16 protein-coding genes are annotated in these 16,809 nt (G+C 50.2%); 11 read left to right on the plus strand and 5 right to left on the minus strand.

The genetic code is table 11. The features are described 5' to 3' along the window. Positions 1-204 precede the first annotated feature (204 nt). Positions 205-462, plus strand: a complete 258-nt coding sequence (locus tag KTT_RS31580; protein ID WP_126601645.1) for a hypothetical protein — start codon at positions 205-207, stop codon at positions 460-462. A gap of 811 nt (positions 463-1,273) precedes the next feature. On the opposite strand, the gene KTT_RS31585 is transcribed toward KTT_RS31580, so the two are convergent. After that, positions 1,274-1,528, minus strand: a complete 255-nt coding sequence (locus KTT_RS31585; protein WP_126601646.1) for a hypothetical protein — start codon at positions 1,526-1,528, stop codon at positions 1,274-1,276. Positions 1,529-1,949: 421 nt separating this feature from the next. Here KTT_RS31585 and KTT_RS31590 point away from each other — a divergent pair, with 421 nt between their 5' ends. From KTT_RS31590 to KTT_RS31600, 3 genes are all read left to right on the plus strand, one after another. Next, complete coding sequence (locus KTT_RS31590; protein ID WP_126601647.1) at positions 1,950-2,162, plus strand: hypothetical protein; 213 nt, start codon at positions 1,950-1,952, stop codon at positions 2,160-2,162. Between the two features lie 436 nt (positions 2,163-2,598). Further along, on the plus strand, positions 2,599-2,775 hold the full coding sequence (locus tag KTT_RS31595) for a helix-turn-helix domain-containing protein (RefSeq protein WP_126601648.1): 177 nt from the start codon (positions 2,599-2,601) through the stop codon (positions 2,773-2,775). Between the two features lie 229 nt (positions 2,776-3,004). Further along, the gene (locus KTT_RS31600) at positions 3,005-3,652 is read left to right on the plus strand and encodes a hypothetical protein (protein ID WP_126601649.1); all 648 of its coding nucleotides are present in this window, start codon (positions 3,005-3,007) and stop codon (positions 3,650-3,652) included. Positions 3,653-3,921: 269 nt separating this feature from the next. On the opposite strand, the gene KTT_RS31605 is transcribed toward KTT_RS31600, so the two are convergent. Beyond that, positions 3,922-4,506 carry an alpha/beta hydrolase gene (locus KTT_RS31605; protein ID WP_126601650.1) on the minus strand — a complete coding sequence of 195 codons (585 nt, stop codon included), beginning with the start codon at positions 4,504-4,506 and terminating at the stop codon, positions 3,922-3,924. Between the two features lie 17 nt (positions 4,507-4,523). Between KTT_RS31605 and KTT_RS36345 the strand changes: the two genes are divergently transcribed. Both KTT_RS36345 and KTT_RS31610 read left to right on the plus strand, forming a co-directional pair. Beyond that, entirely contained in the window at positions 4,524-4,682 is a 159-nt protein-coding gene (locus KTT_RS36345) for a hypothetical protein (RefSeq protein ID WP_160146274.1), read from the plus strand. A 188-nt stretch (positions 4,683-4,870) separates the two neighbouring features. After that, a complete protein-coding gene (locus tag KTT_RS31610; RefSeq protein WP_126601651.1) occupies positions 4,871-5,221 on the plus strand; it encodes a VWA-like domain-containing protein in 351 nt (116 codons plus the stop codon). Positions 5,222-5,344: 123 nt separating this feature from the next. On the opposite strand, the gene KTT_RS31615 is transcribed toward KTT_RS31610, so the two are convergent. From KTT_RS31615 to KTT_RS31625, 3 genes are all read right to left on the minus strand, one after another. Then, complete coding sequence (locus KTT_RS31615) at positions 5,345-5,986, minus strand: pyroglutamyl-peptidase I (protein WP_126601652.1); 642 nt, start codon at positions 5,984-5,986, stop codon at positions 5,345-5,347. Between the two features lie 251 nt (positions 5,987-6,237). Beyond that, positions 6,238-6,825, minus strand: a complete 588-nt coding sequence (locus tag KTT_RS31620; RefSeq protein WP_126601653.1) for a hypothetical protein — start codon at positions 6,823-6,825, stop codon at positions 6,238-6,240. A gap of 265 nt (positions 6,826-7,090) precedes the next feature. Beyond that, a complete protein-coding gene (locus tag KTT_RS31625; protein ID WP_126601654.1) occupies positions 7,091-8,041 on the minus strand; it encodes an ArsR/SmtB family transcription factor in 951 nt (316 codons plus the stop codon). A 633-nt stretch (positions 8,042-8,674) separates the two neighbouring features. Between KTT_RS31625 and KTT_RS31630 the strand changes: the two genes are divergently transcribed. The 5 genes from KTT_RS31630 (at position 8,675) to KTT_RS31650 (ending at position 16,492) form a co-directional block, all read left to right on the plus strand. Continuing rightward, entirely contained in the window at positions 8,675-9,706 is a 1,032-nt protein-coding gene (locus KTT_RS31630; RefSeq protein ID WP_126601655.1) for an ABC transporter substrate-binding protein, read from the plus strand. Positions 9,707-9,789: 83 nt separating this feature from the next. After that, positions 9,790-11,364, plus strand: coding sequence for a sugar ABC transporter ATP-binding protein (locus KTT_RS31635; RefSeq protein ID WP_126601656.1), 1,575 nt, complete (start codon positions 9,790-9,792; stop codon positions 11,362-11,364). A 4-nt stretch (positions 11,365-11,368) separates the two neighbouring features. Further along, complete coding sequence (locus tag KTT_RS31640; protein WP_126601657.1) at positions 11,369-12,361, plus strand: ABC transporter permease; 993 nt, start codon at positions 11,369-11,371, stop codon at positions 12,359-12,361. Positions 12,362-12,479: 118 nt separating this feature from the next. Next, positions 12,480-13,523 carry an ABC transporter permease gene (locus KTT_RS31645; RefSeq protein WP_218031055.1) on the plus strand — a complete coding sequence of 348 codons (1,044 nt, stop codon included), beginning with the start codon at positions 12,480-12,482 and terminating at the stop codon, positions 13,521-13,523. Positions 13,524-13,630: 107 nt separating this feature from the next. After that, entirely contained in the window at positions 13,631-16,492 is a 2,862-nt protein-coding gene (locus KTT_RS31650) for a glutaminase domain-containing protein (RefSeq protein WP_160146276.1), read from the plus strand. The last annotated feature ends 317 nt before the right edge of the window (positions 16,493-16,809 follow it).

Below are 16,809 nucleotides of genomic sequence, written 5' to 3' on the forward strand. Positions count from 1 at the left end.
AAAGGATGATACTTAAATCTGGTAAAATCATAGAATGCTTCCCATATGATGCTCTTATCTCCATACAACACAAATATATAACTATATAATTATAAGCTTTCACCTCTCAAAAATCCTTACGCAAGTACCTACTATCCCACAAACTGCGCTTATGTCGTATCGCGTTCTTTGTTCCTGTGCTAGCTATGTTAGGAGGTAGTCTGTATGCCGAATTATGGACAACCATTGCAGGACTATGGTCCTTGGGACGGCGAACCTGTTTCAGGTTGGTTTGATATCGCAATCTGGCCTGCAGGTCTTGGAGAGAACCGTATGCCTCTGTATGTTGGATATATCAAAGCTGCAACAGCCTTCCAGGCGATTGAAGATGCCATGCGCAATTATGGTCTCTGCCGGATGCCTATGCGTGTGCGCGTGCTCTGGATAGGTCGATCTGCTATCGAGCGTTTCGCGTGTGCATAACCTTGGATGAGGTGCAAGACGATTGGAATGAGGAGTTTGATACCTTGCTTCGTTCTGTGGATTGGTTGTGCGATATTGCTCTGAGCAGTCCAACAAGTAAACCAGACTGCTCAGAATACCTTTCATTTGTTTGGTGGTTCTAGCATTATATTTTTTATCGCTTTTTGTTCTTGTTAATCGATTTTTCTGCCAATAGAAACAATAATATATTTAATACTGACATAATGCTTATTGGTATTAACGCTAGGTATAGAGCTTTTTGCAGTGGTTTGCCATCTGATAGATTCATCCAGGTTATTACTACAACTCCGATAATCCAAAGAACAAAAAGTATAAATAAAGTGATTTTATTGTAAAGGAACATGTCTTTTACCTTTTTTGTGTTTATAACATTATTTTTCATTACTACAGTCTTTGATCGCATAAGTCACAAAGAGGTGTGTATAAAACAAAGCAATATCAAAGCATTGGGGGCTTGGTAATTAGGTATTGTCCTCCTGAGGGTTGTTTTCGTTTGTCCGTTTAGCCTTTGGTTTTGCAAATTTGTTTGCGATTATCCCTGCTATAAACACGATTATTATATAGATGAATGTGTCTATCCAATTTCGATATGCAAAATAATCGAGCAGGACCATGGCTATGCAGACAATCACTATCGCAACTATTGCATAAAATCGGGGCGAAAACATACAAGGCCCACTCATCGCAAGCTCGTTTTTCCCCATTTTAACACATCTATATGACGGGTAGTATTTCCTCTTTTCTTTCTCCCTCTACCTGATATTCTTATTCTTCTGATTGGGCTTCTTGGCTAGATGGCTGTGTGTTGTATCGCTTGGCTAAAAAGACGACGAGCAATTTGGCAAATAGCATTATCCAGAATGGTCCCAGCACAGCAAAGGCCAAAAAACCATAACCAATTGCAGGGAGGATACATTTTCTTTTCAAGGGCATCTACACATAAATAACCTAAAACGCAAAAAATAAAAAGCAGAGCAATGCAGGAAAAAATACCTCGAATTGACTGGATTTTCTCAATAATCTGGTTTCTGGTGTTGTTATCCATAACTGGTTATTTCTCGCTTTTCTTTCCCTCGTCACTTGTTGTCATGACCCAAGCCATTTTACCAGTAATGTGGCTGGTTTTAAACACTTTGAGAGGAGGTGCCTATGGGTAGCAAAGTGAAAGTCTTGGGAGCATTCCTAGATACGCTCTATCTGAATGTGTACCAGAGAGATACCAATTTTCAGATAGTCGAGAAAAAGTTGTCTGATGAGCTGAAACTTGAGCTGCTGCAACTCAAGAACTGGCGCAAGAGGAAGAGGAAAACATTCCGACGCGTTTTTCTTTTGATGGTTGCCCGCTGGTTTGAGTATACGGAAGATATGTCGGTGATACGCAATGAGATCCGGTACCGTCGTCCAGCGCTTCGAGAAATGAAACAAGTAGGCCGGGTGTCAAGGATGGCGAGGAACAAGAGGAGGTCTTGTTTCATGGGATCGAGGATGCGTTTTTGCTCGAAACCTACATTGCTGGTCTGTGGGGGTATGCGGCGGGTCGTGTGGATGGCGGCGTTGATGGTCTGCCGGATGGCTGGCTCGCTATGTTATTCCCAGCGAAACGGATGTCAACCGCTCTCGCCGGAAAGTGCATCCTGATTGGCAAGTTATTCAATCAGCCTTTGCAGTGCCTGAACTAGAAGAGTCCGAATATGAACAAGAGGAGAGTTGCTGGCCGAGGTCGATGCCTACCTGGAAGAGCATCCTTTCGAGCACAGCAAGCCAGTACATAGGAAAAAGAGAAAGTCTGCTGTACAGCAGCCTGCATATGTTGCTCCTGTCGTTGATCCCGCGGTGTTCAATCTGGCTCCCTACATTCGAGAAAGAAAGCGGCATGTCAATATGGAACGGAGGTAGCCCAACTGACGGGGGGCATGTCTACCTTCGAAGCCTGGCGTGCTCATTCTGATGATCGCCCGGATGCTGATATATCTGCTGATTTCTCGGATACGTTGTCGGTATACTACCGGTTGGCGGAAGAGTACATGCGACTACGACAGAAGGATTTCACGGAAACGGTGCGCAAAAAACGCGTGCTCTATCATATCGCTGATTCAGCGTCATAGGAGATGCTTTATGGGCCGTCGTAAAAAGATCTCGACCGCTCAGCCTGTGTTGTTGAGTGTTGCGGAGGTGGCTATTATGCTTGGGGTCTGCCGTACTACCGTGTGCCAGTACCTTAACCATGAAGGGTTGCTTTCTATTCTCCTGCGTGGTGTTCGCCGTATTCATCCTGACTCTTTGTATGAATGACTAAAATCTCATGAGGAATTCACTGCTTAAGCTTTATTGGGTTCTGTTCTGCCTTGTTGCTTTGTGAAGCACGAGGTTTGTTTTTTGAGGAGTATTTTTATGAGGAAAAAAGGGCGCCGTGGTAGAGGCTGCTTTTATTGTTTTTAATGTAGATTGAATATTATAAGATTACTAGGATATATTATTTTTACTTAGTGTTAATAGAGATAATAATAGGAGTAAAACCGTTATGGATGATGCATCTTCAGAATCTTTGCTTTTTCATTCAAGCTCTCTATATGGGAATGTAGTGCTTAATTTTCAACCCTCAGCGATGAGTGAGCTTGGAGTATATGCTCGTGCATTTCATAATGCAGGTCAAAAATTAGCTGATGCTATGTTTTCTCTTCCTAGTTACCATGATGTTGATGCCTGCCCTATCGTTTTTTTATATCGACATTCTCTAGAGCTTTATCTTAAAGCTATCGTGTATGAAGGATGTAAGATTGAGCGCCTTGATAATGAAAATCATCCTTTTCCTAATTATCTCTTAACACAGCATAAGTTATCGCAATTTGTAGGTGACGTAAGGAAAATTTTTAATAATGTGGGGTGTATTTGGGAAACTGAAACAGAAGAGATGCGCACGTTCGATGACTTTGTTCGCTTCGTTAAAGAATTTGACTCTGTAGATGAAGGCTCCTATACGTTTCGATATCCCGTTAAAAAAGATGCTCAGGCTTCCGTTCCTCCTCATTTTATATTCCATGTACCAGCGTTTTGCCAGCATATGGATGCTCTATTAGAGACGTTAGATGCGGCTCTTACAGACATACAATTAGTGTATAATCAAAGATTTGAAATTATGTGTGATCAAAGGCCGGGAGAGATGGGATGATTCTTTCTGTAAAGAGTAAAGGTTATGGTAACTCGTGGGTCTGAAATAAGTTAATCAGTTGTCAAAATCTTTAATGGAGGTCAACCTCAAGTGTGGAGCAAAAGGAAGCAAAAGAAAGCCGCCTGTGAAGCGGGTTCACAAGCGGCTTTGGTGCTAGAGATGAGGGAGCGGTGAAAACCACCCCCGACAAGACTCAGCAAAGCAGGAAAACTCCGTAAGTGATTGCGGGAATCCCCCGGCAAAAGCTGTGGGGAGAATGTTAAGACAGACTACTGGTCGCTCAAGAGATGTTCTGCGATGAAGGCTGATGCGAACTCGGCCACTTCACGCCAGCCGTGGTCAATGATAAGTGAGTGCTCACGGCCAGACATCTCACGCAACGCTGTGACCGAGGGATTCTGCTGTTGCAATTTGTATGCTGCCTTGACGACTGCTAGAGGGACGATATGGTCTTGTTCGCCTGCGATGAGCAAGAGGGGTCCACGCTCAGGATTCCTGATGTTGAGTTGATCTTCTGTCCACGGGTTCAGGTTGGTGGCAGCGGCCTGGAAAACAGGGGTGCCAGAACCTGGAACTGCGTACCGGTCGTAGAGTTGGCGGGCTTCCTCTTCCGAGAGCGCGTTGGTAAAGCCGTAGCGGAACTGCTCGTAGGTCAGTGTGACGTGGACCGAAGGTGAGACTATCTTGTGCCCATCCTTGCCAAAGAATTCGGAATGGCCGTCAGTGAGGTAGGAATCATATTTTTCCACGCCGAGCACCTGAAGCGCTTGCACGTACTGAGAGAAGCTCTCCATGCTGCCAAGGTGATCATGGGTCTCATCGAATTGCTCAAGTGTACTACAAACTTCATGCACAGCCAAGGCTGCAAAAGTTGCTATGCCTGCTGTTTGCCGACCTGCTGGAACCAGATGGAGCGTTTGAGGCGAATGTCTACGCGGAACTGGAGCAGTATTGGCTGCAGGTTTTACAACAAGCCCAGACGTTGCTTGTGGCGCAGGGACACTTCCGGCGGGATTGCTGCGCGAGATGACCCATCTCAATCCCTCCTAGCTAGACTGGCGCACATATCTCTGGCGCTTCCTGGTGCAGACACCTACCGATTTCCAAGGTTTTGATCGCCGGTTCGTTGGCTAGGACCTCTACCTGGATACGCTGGCTGGAGAAAAGCTGCGCGTCTTTATCGCTCTCGATACCAGTGGTTCGATCGATACCAAGGTGATGGCGCTCTTTTTAAGCGAGGTGCAGGCCATCCTGAGGGCGTATCCTCACCTGGAGGCCACGCTCTACTATACCGATGCCGCCTGCTATGGTCCCTATGAGCTTAGTGTTGAGATGCCGCTGCCCCAGCCTCAAGGCGGAGGTAGTACTGATTTCCGCCCCTTCTTTCGTGTGCTTGAGGGTGTGCTCGATGATCCCCATAACGGCGTGTGCATCTATCTGACCAACGGCTATGGGAGCTTTCCCGCTCAACCGCCTGCGCTGCAGACGCTCTGGGTGCTCTCGCCTGGCGGCATCAGCACAGAACACGTACCGTTTGGCGAAGCGGTTCGTCTGCTACCCGAAGCGTGATGCTCCTTAGAAATTATGTCTGAAAAAACTGCTGCGCCATAAATAGGCAAGTGGCGCAGATACATGCCCGAAAAGAACGAGCACCAGCATCCGGATGGCCCCATACATGCTTACTCCCAAAGGTTAGCAAATAGCTCCACCTGGAAGCACTTCATCGTCAGGGTGCTGTATCGCTACTTCGATCGCAATCTTGGCCGCGCTCAAAACATCCGCGTAACTCATTGTTGGTTCTGAAGCATCAGTAATGATGTCGCCTGTATAAGGAACATGGATAAAGCCACCACGTGCGCCGGAAGTCCTGGTATAGTGCCTGAGAAGGTAGAAGAGTCCATTGCACAGATACGTGCCAGCCGTGTTGGAAACAGAACCGGGTATACCGCTACGTTGCCAGCATGCCTGGATTCGCTTTATGGGAAGTCCGGAAAAATAGGCATCCGGGCCGCCTGGAACAATAGGGGTATCGATCAGATTCTGCCCATCGTTATCAGGTATTGAAAAGTCGAAGCAGTTAATGGCCACTCGTTCTATCGTCATGCCTTTTCTTCCGCCGGCGAGACCAAAAGCAATGACCAGGATCTCCTCATCAAGACTCTCTCCAGAAAGCAATGTGGCATAATCATAGATTCCTTGAACGGTAACAGGCAAGAGATGCAACTGAAGTGATGCGCCGTCAATACGGTAGCTATCAAGGTCTTCAATCAAGCGGGCCGTGGGATTTGTTTTTTCCTTTCCAAACGGTCCAAAACCGGAAATGTGTACTTTCATGTAATAACGAACCTTCTTTTTGTCTGCTCTCATCTATGACAAGCGGACATATATCTGCATATATGTCTCATGAGGCAGCAGTGACAACATCAACTGCTTTGGCATCGCACGCCGCCTATTCTGAGTCCAGGCATAGGCATATATAAATAAGCATACTGTTCTTATGTTTGTTTGACAACCGCACTGTCTGGTGTTCCAGAGCTTTTTAGGGTCCATGGGCGTAACCAATCTGAAATGAATGGAGGGCTTTGTTATCTTGCACGCTGTGTGTACCCGGCATCCATTCCTTCAATGAAGGCATCAATGGACGCTTGTTCAACGCTGATTTCTAAACCGAGCAGGCAATCTTTGATGATCTGGTGGAGAAAGTTCTCGTCTGTATCGGGAGAAGCTTTCCGAAGTCGTCTCCCGTTGCTGTATCCAAGTTGCCTCCATTCCTCAGGTGTCCGTTCACTATATTCTGGAGCATAGAAAGAGAGATTCCCCCAAATGTCAGGTTCATCGAACTCTCGCGTGCTCTCATCGAAAGCATAGACAGAGGCAGCCACATAGCCTTGTGAGCTTTTTCCTCTCAAGACAAACAATTTTTCTGTATCTTGCAGGATCGCACCAGAACTGGTCGTCATGAACTCGACCTGTTCTGGGCTTGCAGCGTCAACACGTAAATCCGAGAAGCTAATTGGAAGACTCATCCAGGCCACAGACTTAAAAAGAATATCAACTCGTGTCGATATCCCTCGCTCTTTGTCTTTTACGCTCCGCAGGATCAGCTGACGGTGAGAGATGGTATACTTCCAGATGCTAAAAATCCGATCAGGAAAATGAAGCAGCGCTGCCATGCTATCTCCTTGCTTTCATAGAGAGTTTTTCCACTTCTATTGGTTTTCAACCAACCACATCGCCAAATGGATCATAGTCGTAGCGGGCCACCAGGTTCCAGGGATTCGCATGTACGTAATCGTCACGATAGTGGACTAACAGAAGAACTTGTGCCAACGGAAACTGCCTCCCCATCACCACACGCATAAAAGCGAAAGGCAAACCTGTACGCCACACCGATTAACAGCTCCAACAAAAGATTCCGTTTAGCTCCTGCGGGCATGATTAGCTTTTGCGCACGTGTTCAAAGTACACTTTCATAACGAGTGGCTGAGGATAGTTACCGAACTTCTCACCGAAGAGATTAATACCACCGACGTTCGTCGCGTCCTGTTTGATGCCCAGACGTACCTCGATAAAGGGGTGCTCCAGGATACACAGGTCATCTATTTGTACCGAACTGATAGTTCGTCCGTCGATAAAACTGCCCTCTCTCTTAACGGACCAGATCTTGAGCATCCCGTACTGGGTATCCTTTGTTTCCCACCAGGAGGGGGTGAGCAGGCCCCGTTCACCACCAAAGTCAGCTGGACTCGTCCAGCTACCGATTTCGACGTTGTTAATCCAAACAGTAATATCAGAGGGCCAGTTGTTATGATGGAGGGGCGCTTCGGAACAGAGTTCAGCACTGATATCAATACGTGTGGGGCGAGTGCCAGCTGGCAGATGATTGGGAAAGCGGTACGTGATACTTCCAGAGCCGAACCAGAGCAATTGTGCATTGACACGTTCTGGCTCATAGAAACTTGCCGGGTTGTCAAGCAGACCAATCAGGCTCGTTTCGCTCACCAGGCCACAGGTTGGATGGATATCAAATGCATAGTATTGCCCAATTGGCATAGTGATTGTAAATGCATCCTGCATATCTGCCGGGCTTCCTTCGATGCGGATATGCACATCATCGTAGGTTCTGGCGCACAGCTTTTGTAAGCCATGGGTGGCAGGGATGATTTTGGTACGTATCAGGTCAGCCTTTTCAAGGATCTGAATATGGGTTGTCGCTGACGAGGGCGCGATATTGAGCGCTTCCGCGATCTCGTTGACATTGACAGTGCGATTGCCCAGGAACGTCAGAATGGTTAACCTCGTCTCCGAACTGAGGGCTTTCAATAGCAACAAGCAGGTCTCACTATTCTCGGTGAGATCTAGAACGAGCACTTTTCCCAATTTTGCCATTGTTTCTCCCCAAACCAGGGTTTGCGCCTTTCGATATCTTCGGCTGTTTCATTGCAGGTACGCACACTTCATTGTGAAGCGTTCAATATCTTCATTCGCCGTTAAAGATCTTGCTGTTTATTTAAGGTAACGGCTAATTGATGCAAGAAAAGTATAATAAATCATATATGTAAATGTCAATAGTTTTATTCCCCTGAGTCTAAAATGAGAAATATTTTTATAACTAATAAGAAGGGTAATGCAGGCAATATACCTCTAAATTTGCTATTCGAGAAAGGATGTCAGAAAGGTCAATGCATGTATTGACATTTACTATAATGCAAACTATACTTGCTATTGTTTGATTTGGCAAAAAACGAAATGAAGGACCATTTTTAGGGAAGATGTTTTTTTGCTTTTCTTGATTTCCGTGGAGGAAAGCCGTTATAATGGGCATTTATTTAGAATCAATGTATAGGCTAAGGAAAAAGTGAAAGGAGTAGTAGCACGTTCCCAGGAAGAAGCGGTGATGGGTACCGTTATCAGAAAAGGGTGTCCCATTCCGCCCCGCGCTATAGCGACAGAACTTCCTGGCCTATGTTTCGTGAAGGCCTGACCACCAGGTTGTACAGATCCTAAAGGAGGGATTTTCGTATGAGACAGCGCACGTTTCTCCATCATGGTATACCTCTGGTTCTTGCCCTTTTCCTCTTTAGCACCTTCCTGATTGCCTGTGGAGGTGATAACACCTCAGGCAATGCCTCCAGCAGTGGCTGTTCTTCTCCTCCCAAGCTCGCGAAAAAGAGTCATTATCGGGTAGGTTTTTCCCAACAAGTGAACAATGCCCCCTGGCGTATTGCTGAGACAACAAGCGTACAGGAAGAAGCCTCCAGGCGCGGCGACACCGTTATCTATACCGATGCCCAGAACTCAGACAGCAAACAGGTCTCAGACATTCAAAGCATTATCGCCCAACATCCCGATGTCCTTTTGATCGCGCCGTTGACCGAGGATGGCGAAGTCTCTGCGATCAAGCAGGCGGCGGCGGCTTGTATTCCAGTGATCCTGCTGGATCGTGATGCCAACCATAGTAAGGTAACGCCCGGTAAAGACTACATCACCTTTATTGGCTCTGATTTTGTCCGTGAGGGGCAGCGCGTGGCGCAGCACCTCATTCAGAAGACCAACGGGAAAGCGAAGATTATCGAGTTACAGGGAACAACCGGTTCCTCACCGGCGATCAACCGTACCAAGGGATTTGAGGATGAGATTCAATCGCATTCCGGCATGCAGATCATTGCCAGGCAGGATGCCAACTTCGATCGTGCGACAGGTCTAAAGACGATGCAGACCCTGCTTCAATCGCATCCTGAAGTCACGGCTGTATATGCTGAGAACGACGAAATGGCCCTGGGCGCGATAGATGCGCTCAAGGCGGCGGGCAAGAAACCCGGTAAAGATGTCCTGGTGGCATCCATTGATGGTGAGAATGCCGCGCTACAGGCTGTTCAAAACGGGGAAGAGACCATTGTCGTGCAGTGTAATCCCCGCCTGGGTCCTATCGCATTTGATACCATTGACAAATACGCAAATGGCACGGTGCCCCAGCAGTGGGTTGTCCAGCAAGACAACCAGTACACCGCTGATAACATCACTGATGCGCTGTCGAAAGGCGCAGGTTTCTAGCGAACCATACATGGCCGCACAAGATCGAGGTCAGCAGGTGCCTCGATCTTGTGCAGTCACAGTGTTGGAAAGAGGATACTGGCATGAACCAGGCAGTTCCACTCCTGACAATCGAACACGTAAGGAAAACTTTCCCCGGCGTGGTTGCGTTGACAGACGCGCATCTGCAGGTTTTTCCCGGTGAGGTGCATGCGTTGGTTGGGCAAAACGGTGCTGGCAAGTCAACGTTGATCAAGATCCTGAGCGGAGCATACACGCGTGAGAGTGGCAGCATTACCTTTGAGGGACAACCAGTTAACTTCCATACGCCGCAGCAGGCCCAGAACGCAGGCATCAGCACGATCTACCAGGAGATTAACCTGGTTCCTCTCCGTACGGTTGCCGAGAATATCTACATGGGAAAAGAGCCGAGGCGCTGGGGTTTTATCAACTGGCGCGCGATGAACGAGGGTGCGCGCACATTGCTTGAGCGTCTTCACATCTCCATCGACGTCACCAGGCCGCTGCTCAGCTATAACATTGCCTTGCAGCAGATGGTTGCCATTGCGCGAGCACTCTCATTTGAGAGCCGCCTTGTGATCATGGATGAACCGACCTCCTCGCTCAATGAGCACGAGGTCGAAACCTTATTTGATAGTATCCGTCAGTTACAGTCCGAAGGGGTATCGACCCTGTTTGTTGGTCATCGTCTTGATGAGATCTATACCATCTGTGATCGTGTAACCATTATGCGTGATGGCCGCACGGTCGATGTGCGTGACCTGCATTCACTTCCAAGAGTAGAACTTGTCTCACGCATGCTAGGGAAAGAACAGTCCGATCTGCGCCAGCACGGGCAGACAAGCTTTACCCCCGAACAGCATCATGCTCAAGCAAAGGTGGTGTTAGAGGCCCATGATCTGCGCCGCAGCGTGGTGTTACACGGAGCGAGTGTGCGTGTTCACGCGGGCGAGATTGTGGGCCTGGGTGGCCTGCTGGGTTCGGGGAGGAGTGAGGTTGTGCGAGCGATTTTTGCCGCTGATCCGATTGAGGGAGGAACGATTAGCGTCGAGGGAGAACAGACGCATTTTCGCACGCCGATCGATGCCATTCGCGCCGGGATTGGCTTTTGCTCGGAGGATCGTAAAGCTGATGGCATTATTCCTTTTCTCTCCGTACGCGAGAATATGACATTGGCGGTGCTACCACGCATCTCACGTTACGGTATTGTCTCGCGCCAGAAACAGCAAGAGATTGTCGACACGTTCATTCGACGCCTTGACATCAAGACCTCTGGCCCTGATCAGCCCATACGCGAGCTTTCAGGAGGCAATCAGCAGAAGGTATTGCTGGCTCGCTGGCTCTGTCTCGATCCCACATTGTTGTTGCTGGATGAGCCGACACGCGGCATCGATATCGGTGCGAAGGCAGAGATTCAGGGACTGATTGAAGAACTGGCGGAAAAAGGAGTCAGTATGCTGATGATTTCCTCTGAGTTAGAGGAGTTGATCGAAGGGTGTGATCGCATCGTTATTCTGCGCGATGGGAAAAGTGTGGCCTCCTTTGCGCGTAACGAGGTGACCCAGGATGCTTTAATGGCGGCCATGGCGCATGGCGAAGGGGAGCCGAAGCCGCCTGTGTCTGACCTGAAAACGGAGGCTCCACGTGGAGAGGATTAATCAAATGGCAACAACGCCCACTCCGCAAGCGCCGGCATCTCGTCTCAAAGGGAGCAGAGGCCTGTGGCACTCCAGAGGGCGCACAGGTTCGCTGCTGGCCTGTATCTTGCTTCTACTGCTCAATTGCATCTTTACGCCAAACTTCCTGCGTTTTCAAACGCTTGGCATCAATCTTCAGCAGATGAGTAGCACGACCATCGTGGCAATTGGCATGACGCTTGTCATCGCGACAGGTGGAATTGACCTCTCTGTGGGGTCGGTCATGGCGATCGCAGGGGTGCTGGCGCCCCTCCTCTTTCTGCATATTGCTAACCCGGTCCTGGGGCTCGCGTTAGCGTTGTTCCTTCCCCTGCTCGCGGGAGCCGCCTGTGGACTCTTCAATGGCTGGCTGGTCGCACGTATTCAACTCCAGCCAATTATCGCTACACTGATCCTGTTCACGGCGGGGCGTGGGATCGCACAGGTGCTCACCAATGGAGCGGGACAACCCTTTACCAATGCTGGTTTCTCATGGTTAGGGAAAGGGAGTTTGTTGGGATTGCCGGTTCAGGCTTACCTGATGGCTCTGCTGCTCGTAGTCTTTTCGCTCTTTATGCGTGGGACGAGGTTCGGGCGCTCCATTCAGGCGATTGGCGGGAATGCCGAGGCCGCGCGACTGGCTGGTGTTCCGGTTGCACGTACCAGGATTGCCGTATACGTTATTACGGGCGTGCTGGCAGCCTTAGGGGGGCTGATCGTCGTCTCGCTCAACTCAAACTCTGATCCCAGTACAGTCGGCTTGAACGTAGAGCTCAACGCAATCGCTGCGGTAGCGATTGGAGGCACCTCGCTTCTGGGTGGTGAGGCGCGTGTCTTTGGCACGTTTCTGGGGGCTTTAATTACGCAACTTATTTATACCTTTCTGGTCGGTAACAATGTTCCCCAGGCGACCGCGCTCGTCGTGAATGCACTCATCATCCTTGTTGCGGTTTACCTCCAGATTCGGCCACAATCCTGAGCAACGACCATTGCTGTTCGGCGAGGAGGAAATAGTTCTCCCGATCTCGGGTCATTGTCACTGTCATGGTGTGCTGCGGTAAACGCAGCGGACCCCGGAGTTCGAAGAAGAGGGTAGTATGACACAGACACCTATCAGGAGCCGCTCAATACCATGGGGAGTGCTACTGCGTCGAGGAAGAGGAATGCTGAGCCAGCAAGGGCCACTGCTCATCTTTGTGCTGCTCTTTCTTTTTGCCTCGTTTCGTTATACCTATTTCTTATCGACCTACAATATGATTAGCTTCTTCTCCTACAACACAATTTTCGGACTTCTCGCATTGGGAGAGACCTTCGTGATTATGACGGGGAACATCGACATCTCCGTTGGATCGGTGGCGGCGCTCTCTGCGGTCGTCGCGACACGTTTTAGTGGCGCTGGCCTCGTTCCCGCGCTGGGTATGGCCCTGCTCGTCGGGCTCCTGATCGGACTTTTGAATGGATGGGCGGTGGCGCGCTTGCGCATCCCGCCATTCATCGTGACGCTGGCAACACTGATCGGAGTTCGTGGTATGGCCCTGATTATCTCGGGGGCGGCAACGCTCTCGACGAGCGGCAACGATTTCCCCGCCATCTATTCGGGGACGCTGCTGGGCATTCCTGTGCCCATCCTATTATTGGTAGTGGCGTTTGTCCTGGGCTCCATTCTTCTTCATTATACACGCTTTGGTCGCCATGCCCTGGCGATTGGCGGCAATGAAGAGGCGGCTCGTCTGATGGGATTGCCAGTCGTACGCATCAAATTACTGGTTTATGTGATTAGTGGGATACTGGCGAGTCTTGCAGGTGTGCTATTGGCGGCGCAAACGTATACCGGCAATCCCAACGAGGCTGTCGGCTGGGAACTCAATGCGATCGCCGCCGTCATCGTGGGTGGGACGCTACTCACAGGTGGCAAAGGAACTCTATTCGGCTCACTGGTTGGTGCGTTGCTGCTCGGCTTGATTCTGAACGTTCTCAACTTCGAGAACGGGTATGGTTTGATCAGCCTGAGCTCTTACTGGGAAACCGTGATTCGGGGAGCGTTCTTGCTGGTTGTTGTCCTGCTGCAAACGCGTCTTGCCGGACAGAAGAAACTGCGCGCTATGGTGCTGTCTCCCGCTCCCAAAGCGCCTCCTGTGTAGAGAGGCGGTATCAAGGTTGAAACGTGGTTTGGTGGCCCCAGCAATAAAGATAACAGTGCGATCGTCTCTTGCGAACATAGGCGTCAATGAAGAAAAGGAGTTTTACAGTGAAGGATCACGAGGGCAATGTTCTATCGTTTCACAACACCCCTGTAGGCAGGCGCGAGTTCATCAAATGGGCCGCTGCGGCAGGGCTCGCGGGAGGTGCGCTAGATGCGCTTTTTTTCCAGCCCGGGATCGCGCTTGCAGCGTCGATGGATACAACTGCCGGATTGGTGGGGTACTGGAAATTCGATGATGGCAGTGGCAGCATCGCTGTAGACTCATCTGGCGCTGGCAACAGCGGGACACTGACCGGAGGGCCAATCTGGGTCAGCGGAAGAATGAGTGACGCGCTCAGCTTCAATGGGTCTCGCGCGGAAGTTGATATCAATGCGAGCGTGCTGGACACCAGTAAAGACTATACGGTGGCCGCATGGGTACAGATAAGCAATCCCAATGTCTGGGCGTCCGCAGTCACTCAAGACGGTGCGAACGTCAGTGGTTTCTACTTGCAGTACACCAATCCAGCTATACCTGATGGAGGACGTTTCGCCTTTAGTTTGATTAGCACCGATTCGGCGCAAAGCCCGACGACACGAGCCATCTCTCCGTTTTCCCCTTCTACCAATGTATGGTATCACCTGGTCGGGGTACATGATACGATGGCGAAACAGATCAAGCTCTACGTCAATGGTACATTAGTCGACACGCAGTCAGTAGGGACCGCGTGGAATGCTCAAGGCGAGACAGTGATTGGACGGGGAAAATATAATGGGGGGCCGGTGGACTTCTGGCCTGGTCTCATCGACGATGTACGCCTGTATAATCGGGTCTTGAGTGATGCAGACGTTTTCTCGCTCTACCATGCGACTCCCCCACAAACCTCTGCAGCCTTCACACCACTACGCCCGCCAGCGACACCCCTGGTGGTACGCAGCCCTTACGTGAGTACCTGGCTCGCGGCAGACACGCTCCCGGGCACATGGCCGACCTTCTGGACCGGCGCGATCAAGGCCATGACCGGTATGGCGCATATCGACGGGACGGCGTATCTCTTTATGGGTGCCCCGACCCGTATTGGCTCAGTACAGACCATGACGCAGACCAATTTGACCATCACGCCGACACAATCCATCTTCACCTTGCAGGGGGGAGGGGTGACATTGACGGTGACGTTCCTATCACCTGTTGAGGTAGACAATATACAAAACCTGTCTGTGCCTCTGAGTTATATTACCGCCACCGCCCAAAGCAACGATGGGCAAACACATGCTGTTCGCCTCTACTTCGATATCTCTGGCGAGTGGGCTCATGGGGATAGCAATGAGCTCATCAATTGGAACACTGAGCAGGTGTCACATGCGAAAAGTGCCGGCACTCTTACCACCTTTACCGTTACGCCCCATTCTCCCCAGGTCTTGTCAGAGGTAAATGATTATCCCTCGTGGGGAACAGCCGTCTGGGCGACCGAGAGTCAACCGCAGCTGGCTATACAGAGTGGTGAAGATGTCGTCGTACGCGCGTTCTTCGTCTCGCAGGGAACGCTGAACAACACGATGGATGCAAATCAGCCGCGTGCCATTAATGACCGCTGGCCGGTGTTTGCCTTCGCCTTAAACATGGGAACTGTCACAGAGCGAGCAACATCACCGATGACACTTGTGCTGGGGCATGTACGTGAACCGGCTGTCAGCTATCTGGGAAATCCAATCCCGCCGCTCTGGAAAGCATACTGGTCAACCTGGCAGCAGATGCTCGCTTCGACGTACGCTGATGGTAAAGAGGCATTCAAACGTTCCGAGAAGATCGACGCAGCGATTACTGCTGACGCGACACAGGTCGGTGGGACAAACTACGCGGCCCTGTGTGCACTCGCGCTCCGGCAAGCCATGAGTGGCACTGAGCTGGTGGGAACGACGAGCCAGCCCTGGCTGCTGCTCAAGGAGATCAGTAGCGATGGCAACGTCTCGACTATTGACGTAATCTATCCCGGCATGCCCGTCCTGGTCTATCTCAATCCGTACCTGCTCCGGCTCTTGCTTGACCCCATTCTTGCCTATACGGAGACTGGTGGCTGGCCTCTTCCATTCTGTGTCCATGATCTTGGCTCACATTATCCCAATGCAACTGGACACAATGATGATACCTCCGAGAATAAGACCGAGGAGGATATGCCCGTTGAGGAGTCGGCCAATATGCTCATTATGGTTGCGGCCTACATACGGTTCGCAAGCGACCATGATGCGACGGTCTATGCCAACGCTCACTATCCTATCCTCAAACAATGGGCAGATTACCTCGTACAGAATGCCCTGGATCCCGGATATCAAAATCAAACCGACGACTTTACCGGTTTTATTGCCCACAGTTCAAATCTGGCGCTGAAAGGTATTCTGGCCATTGCCGCTATGGGCCAGGTCGCTACGGCTGCTGGCAAGACAGCAGACGCCGTATACTATCAGGGTCAGGCAACAAGCTATATTAGCCAGTGGGTCAATAAGTCGCAGGACTCATCCGGCCTCCATCTTAAACTGGCGTATGATCAGGATGGGACATGGAGTTTGAAGTACAATGCATTCCCTGACAAACTTCTTGGCTTGAACCTCATTCCGATGACAGCCCTGACGGAAGAATCCACATGGTATATGCAGCATGAAAACGCCTTTGGCATTCCTCTTGATATTCGGCATTCCTATACAAAAGCTGATTGGGAGATGTGGACTGCCGCTTCAACTGATGTCGCGTCGCTGCGTCAGTACCTCATCGACGCGTTATATCAGTTTGTCAATACGAGCGGTTCACGTGTCCCGTTCACGGACTGGTATGATACGATCTCCGACAAGCAAGTGGGCTTCCATGCCCGTCCAGTCATCGGAGGTGTATTCTCACTCCTCGCTCGCTTGAAAAGCAAGCCTCGGAGAGTATAATGCAGAAATGTCGCCTGTTCACGGCCAGTGTTTTCTCTTGCTAACTGGCGTTGCTGGTGAGGACTTGTCCATCGTGCATCATTGATGAGACACCCAGGACTTGATCGCCTGCCTAGAGGATGCCTTTCTGCAGGGTTAGCGCCCCATCGATAATGGGGTTAGAGACCGGCGCGGGTGTCGGTGTGGCTTTGTGTTTGGGTGCAGGCGATGGCCTGGGAGATGGTCTGAGCGCTGGCTTGACGGCTGATGGTGGTGGGGTCACGGATGGGAAGGGACCCATAGCCGGATGCCAGGATGATCCCCAGCCATCGCCAATG

Source organism: Dictyobacter aurantiacus (genome assembly GCF_003967515.1).
GTDB lineage: Bacteria > Chloroflexota > Ktedonobacteria > Ktedonobacterales > Ktedonobacteraceae > Dictyobacter > Dictyobacter aurantiacus.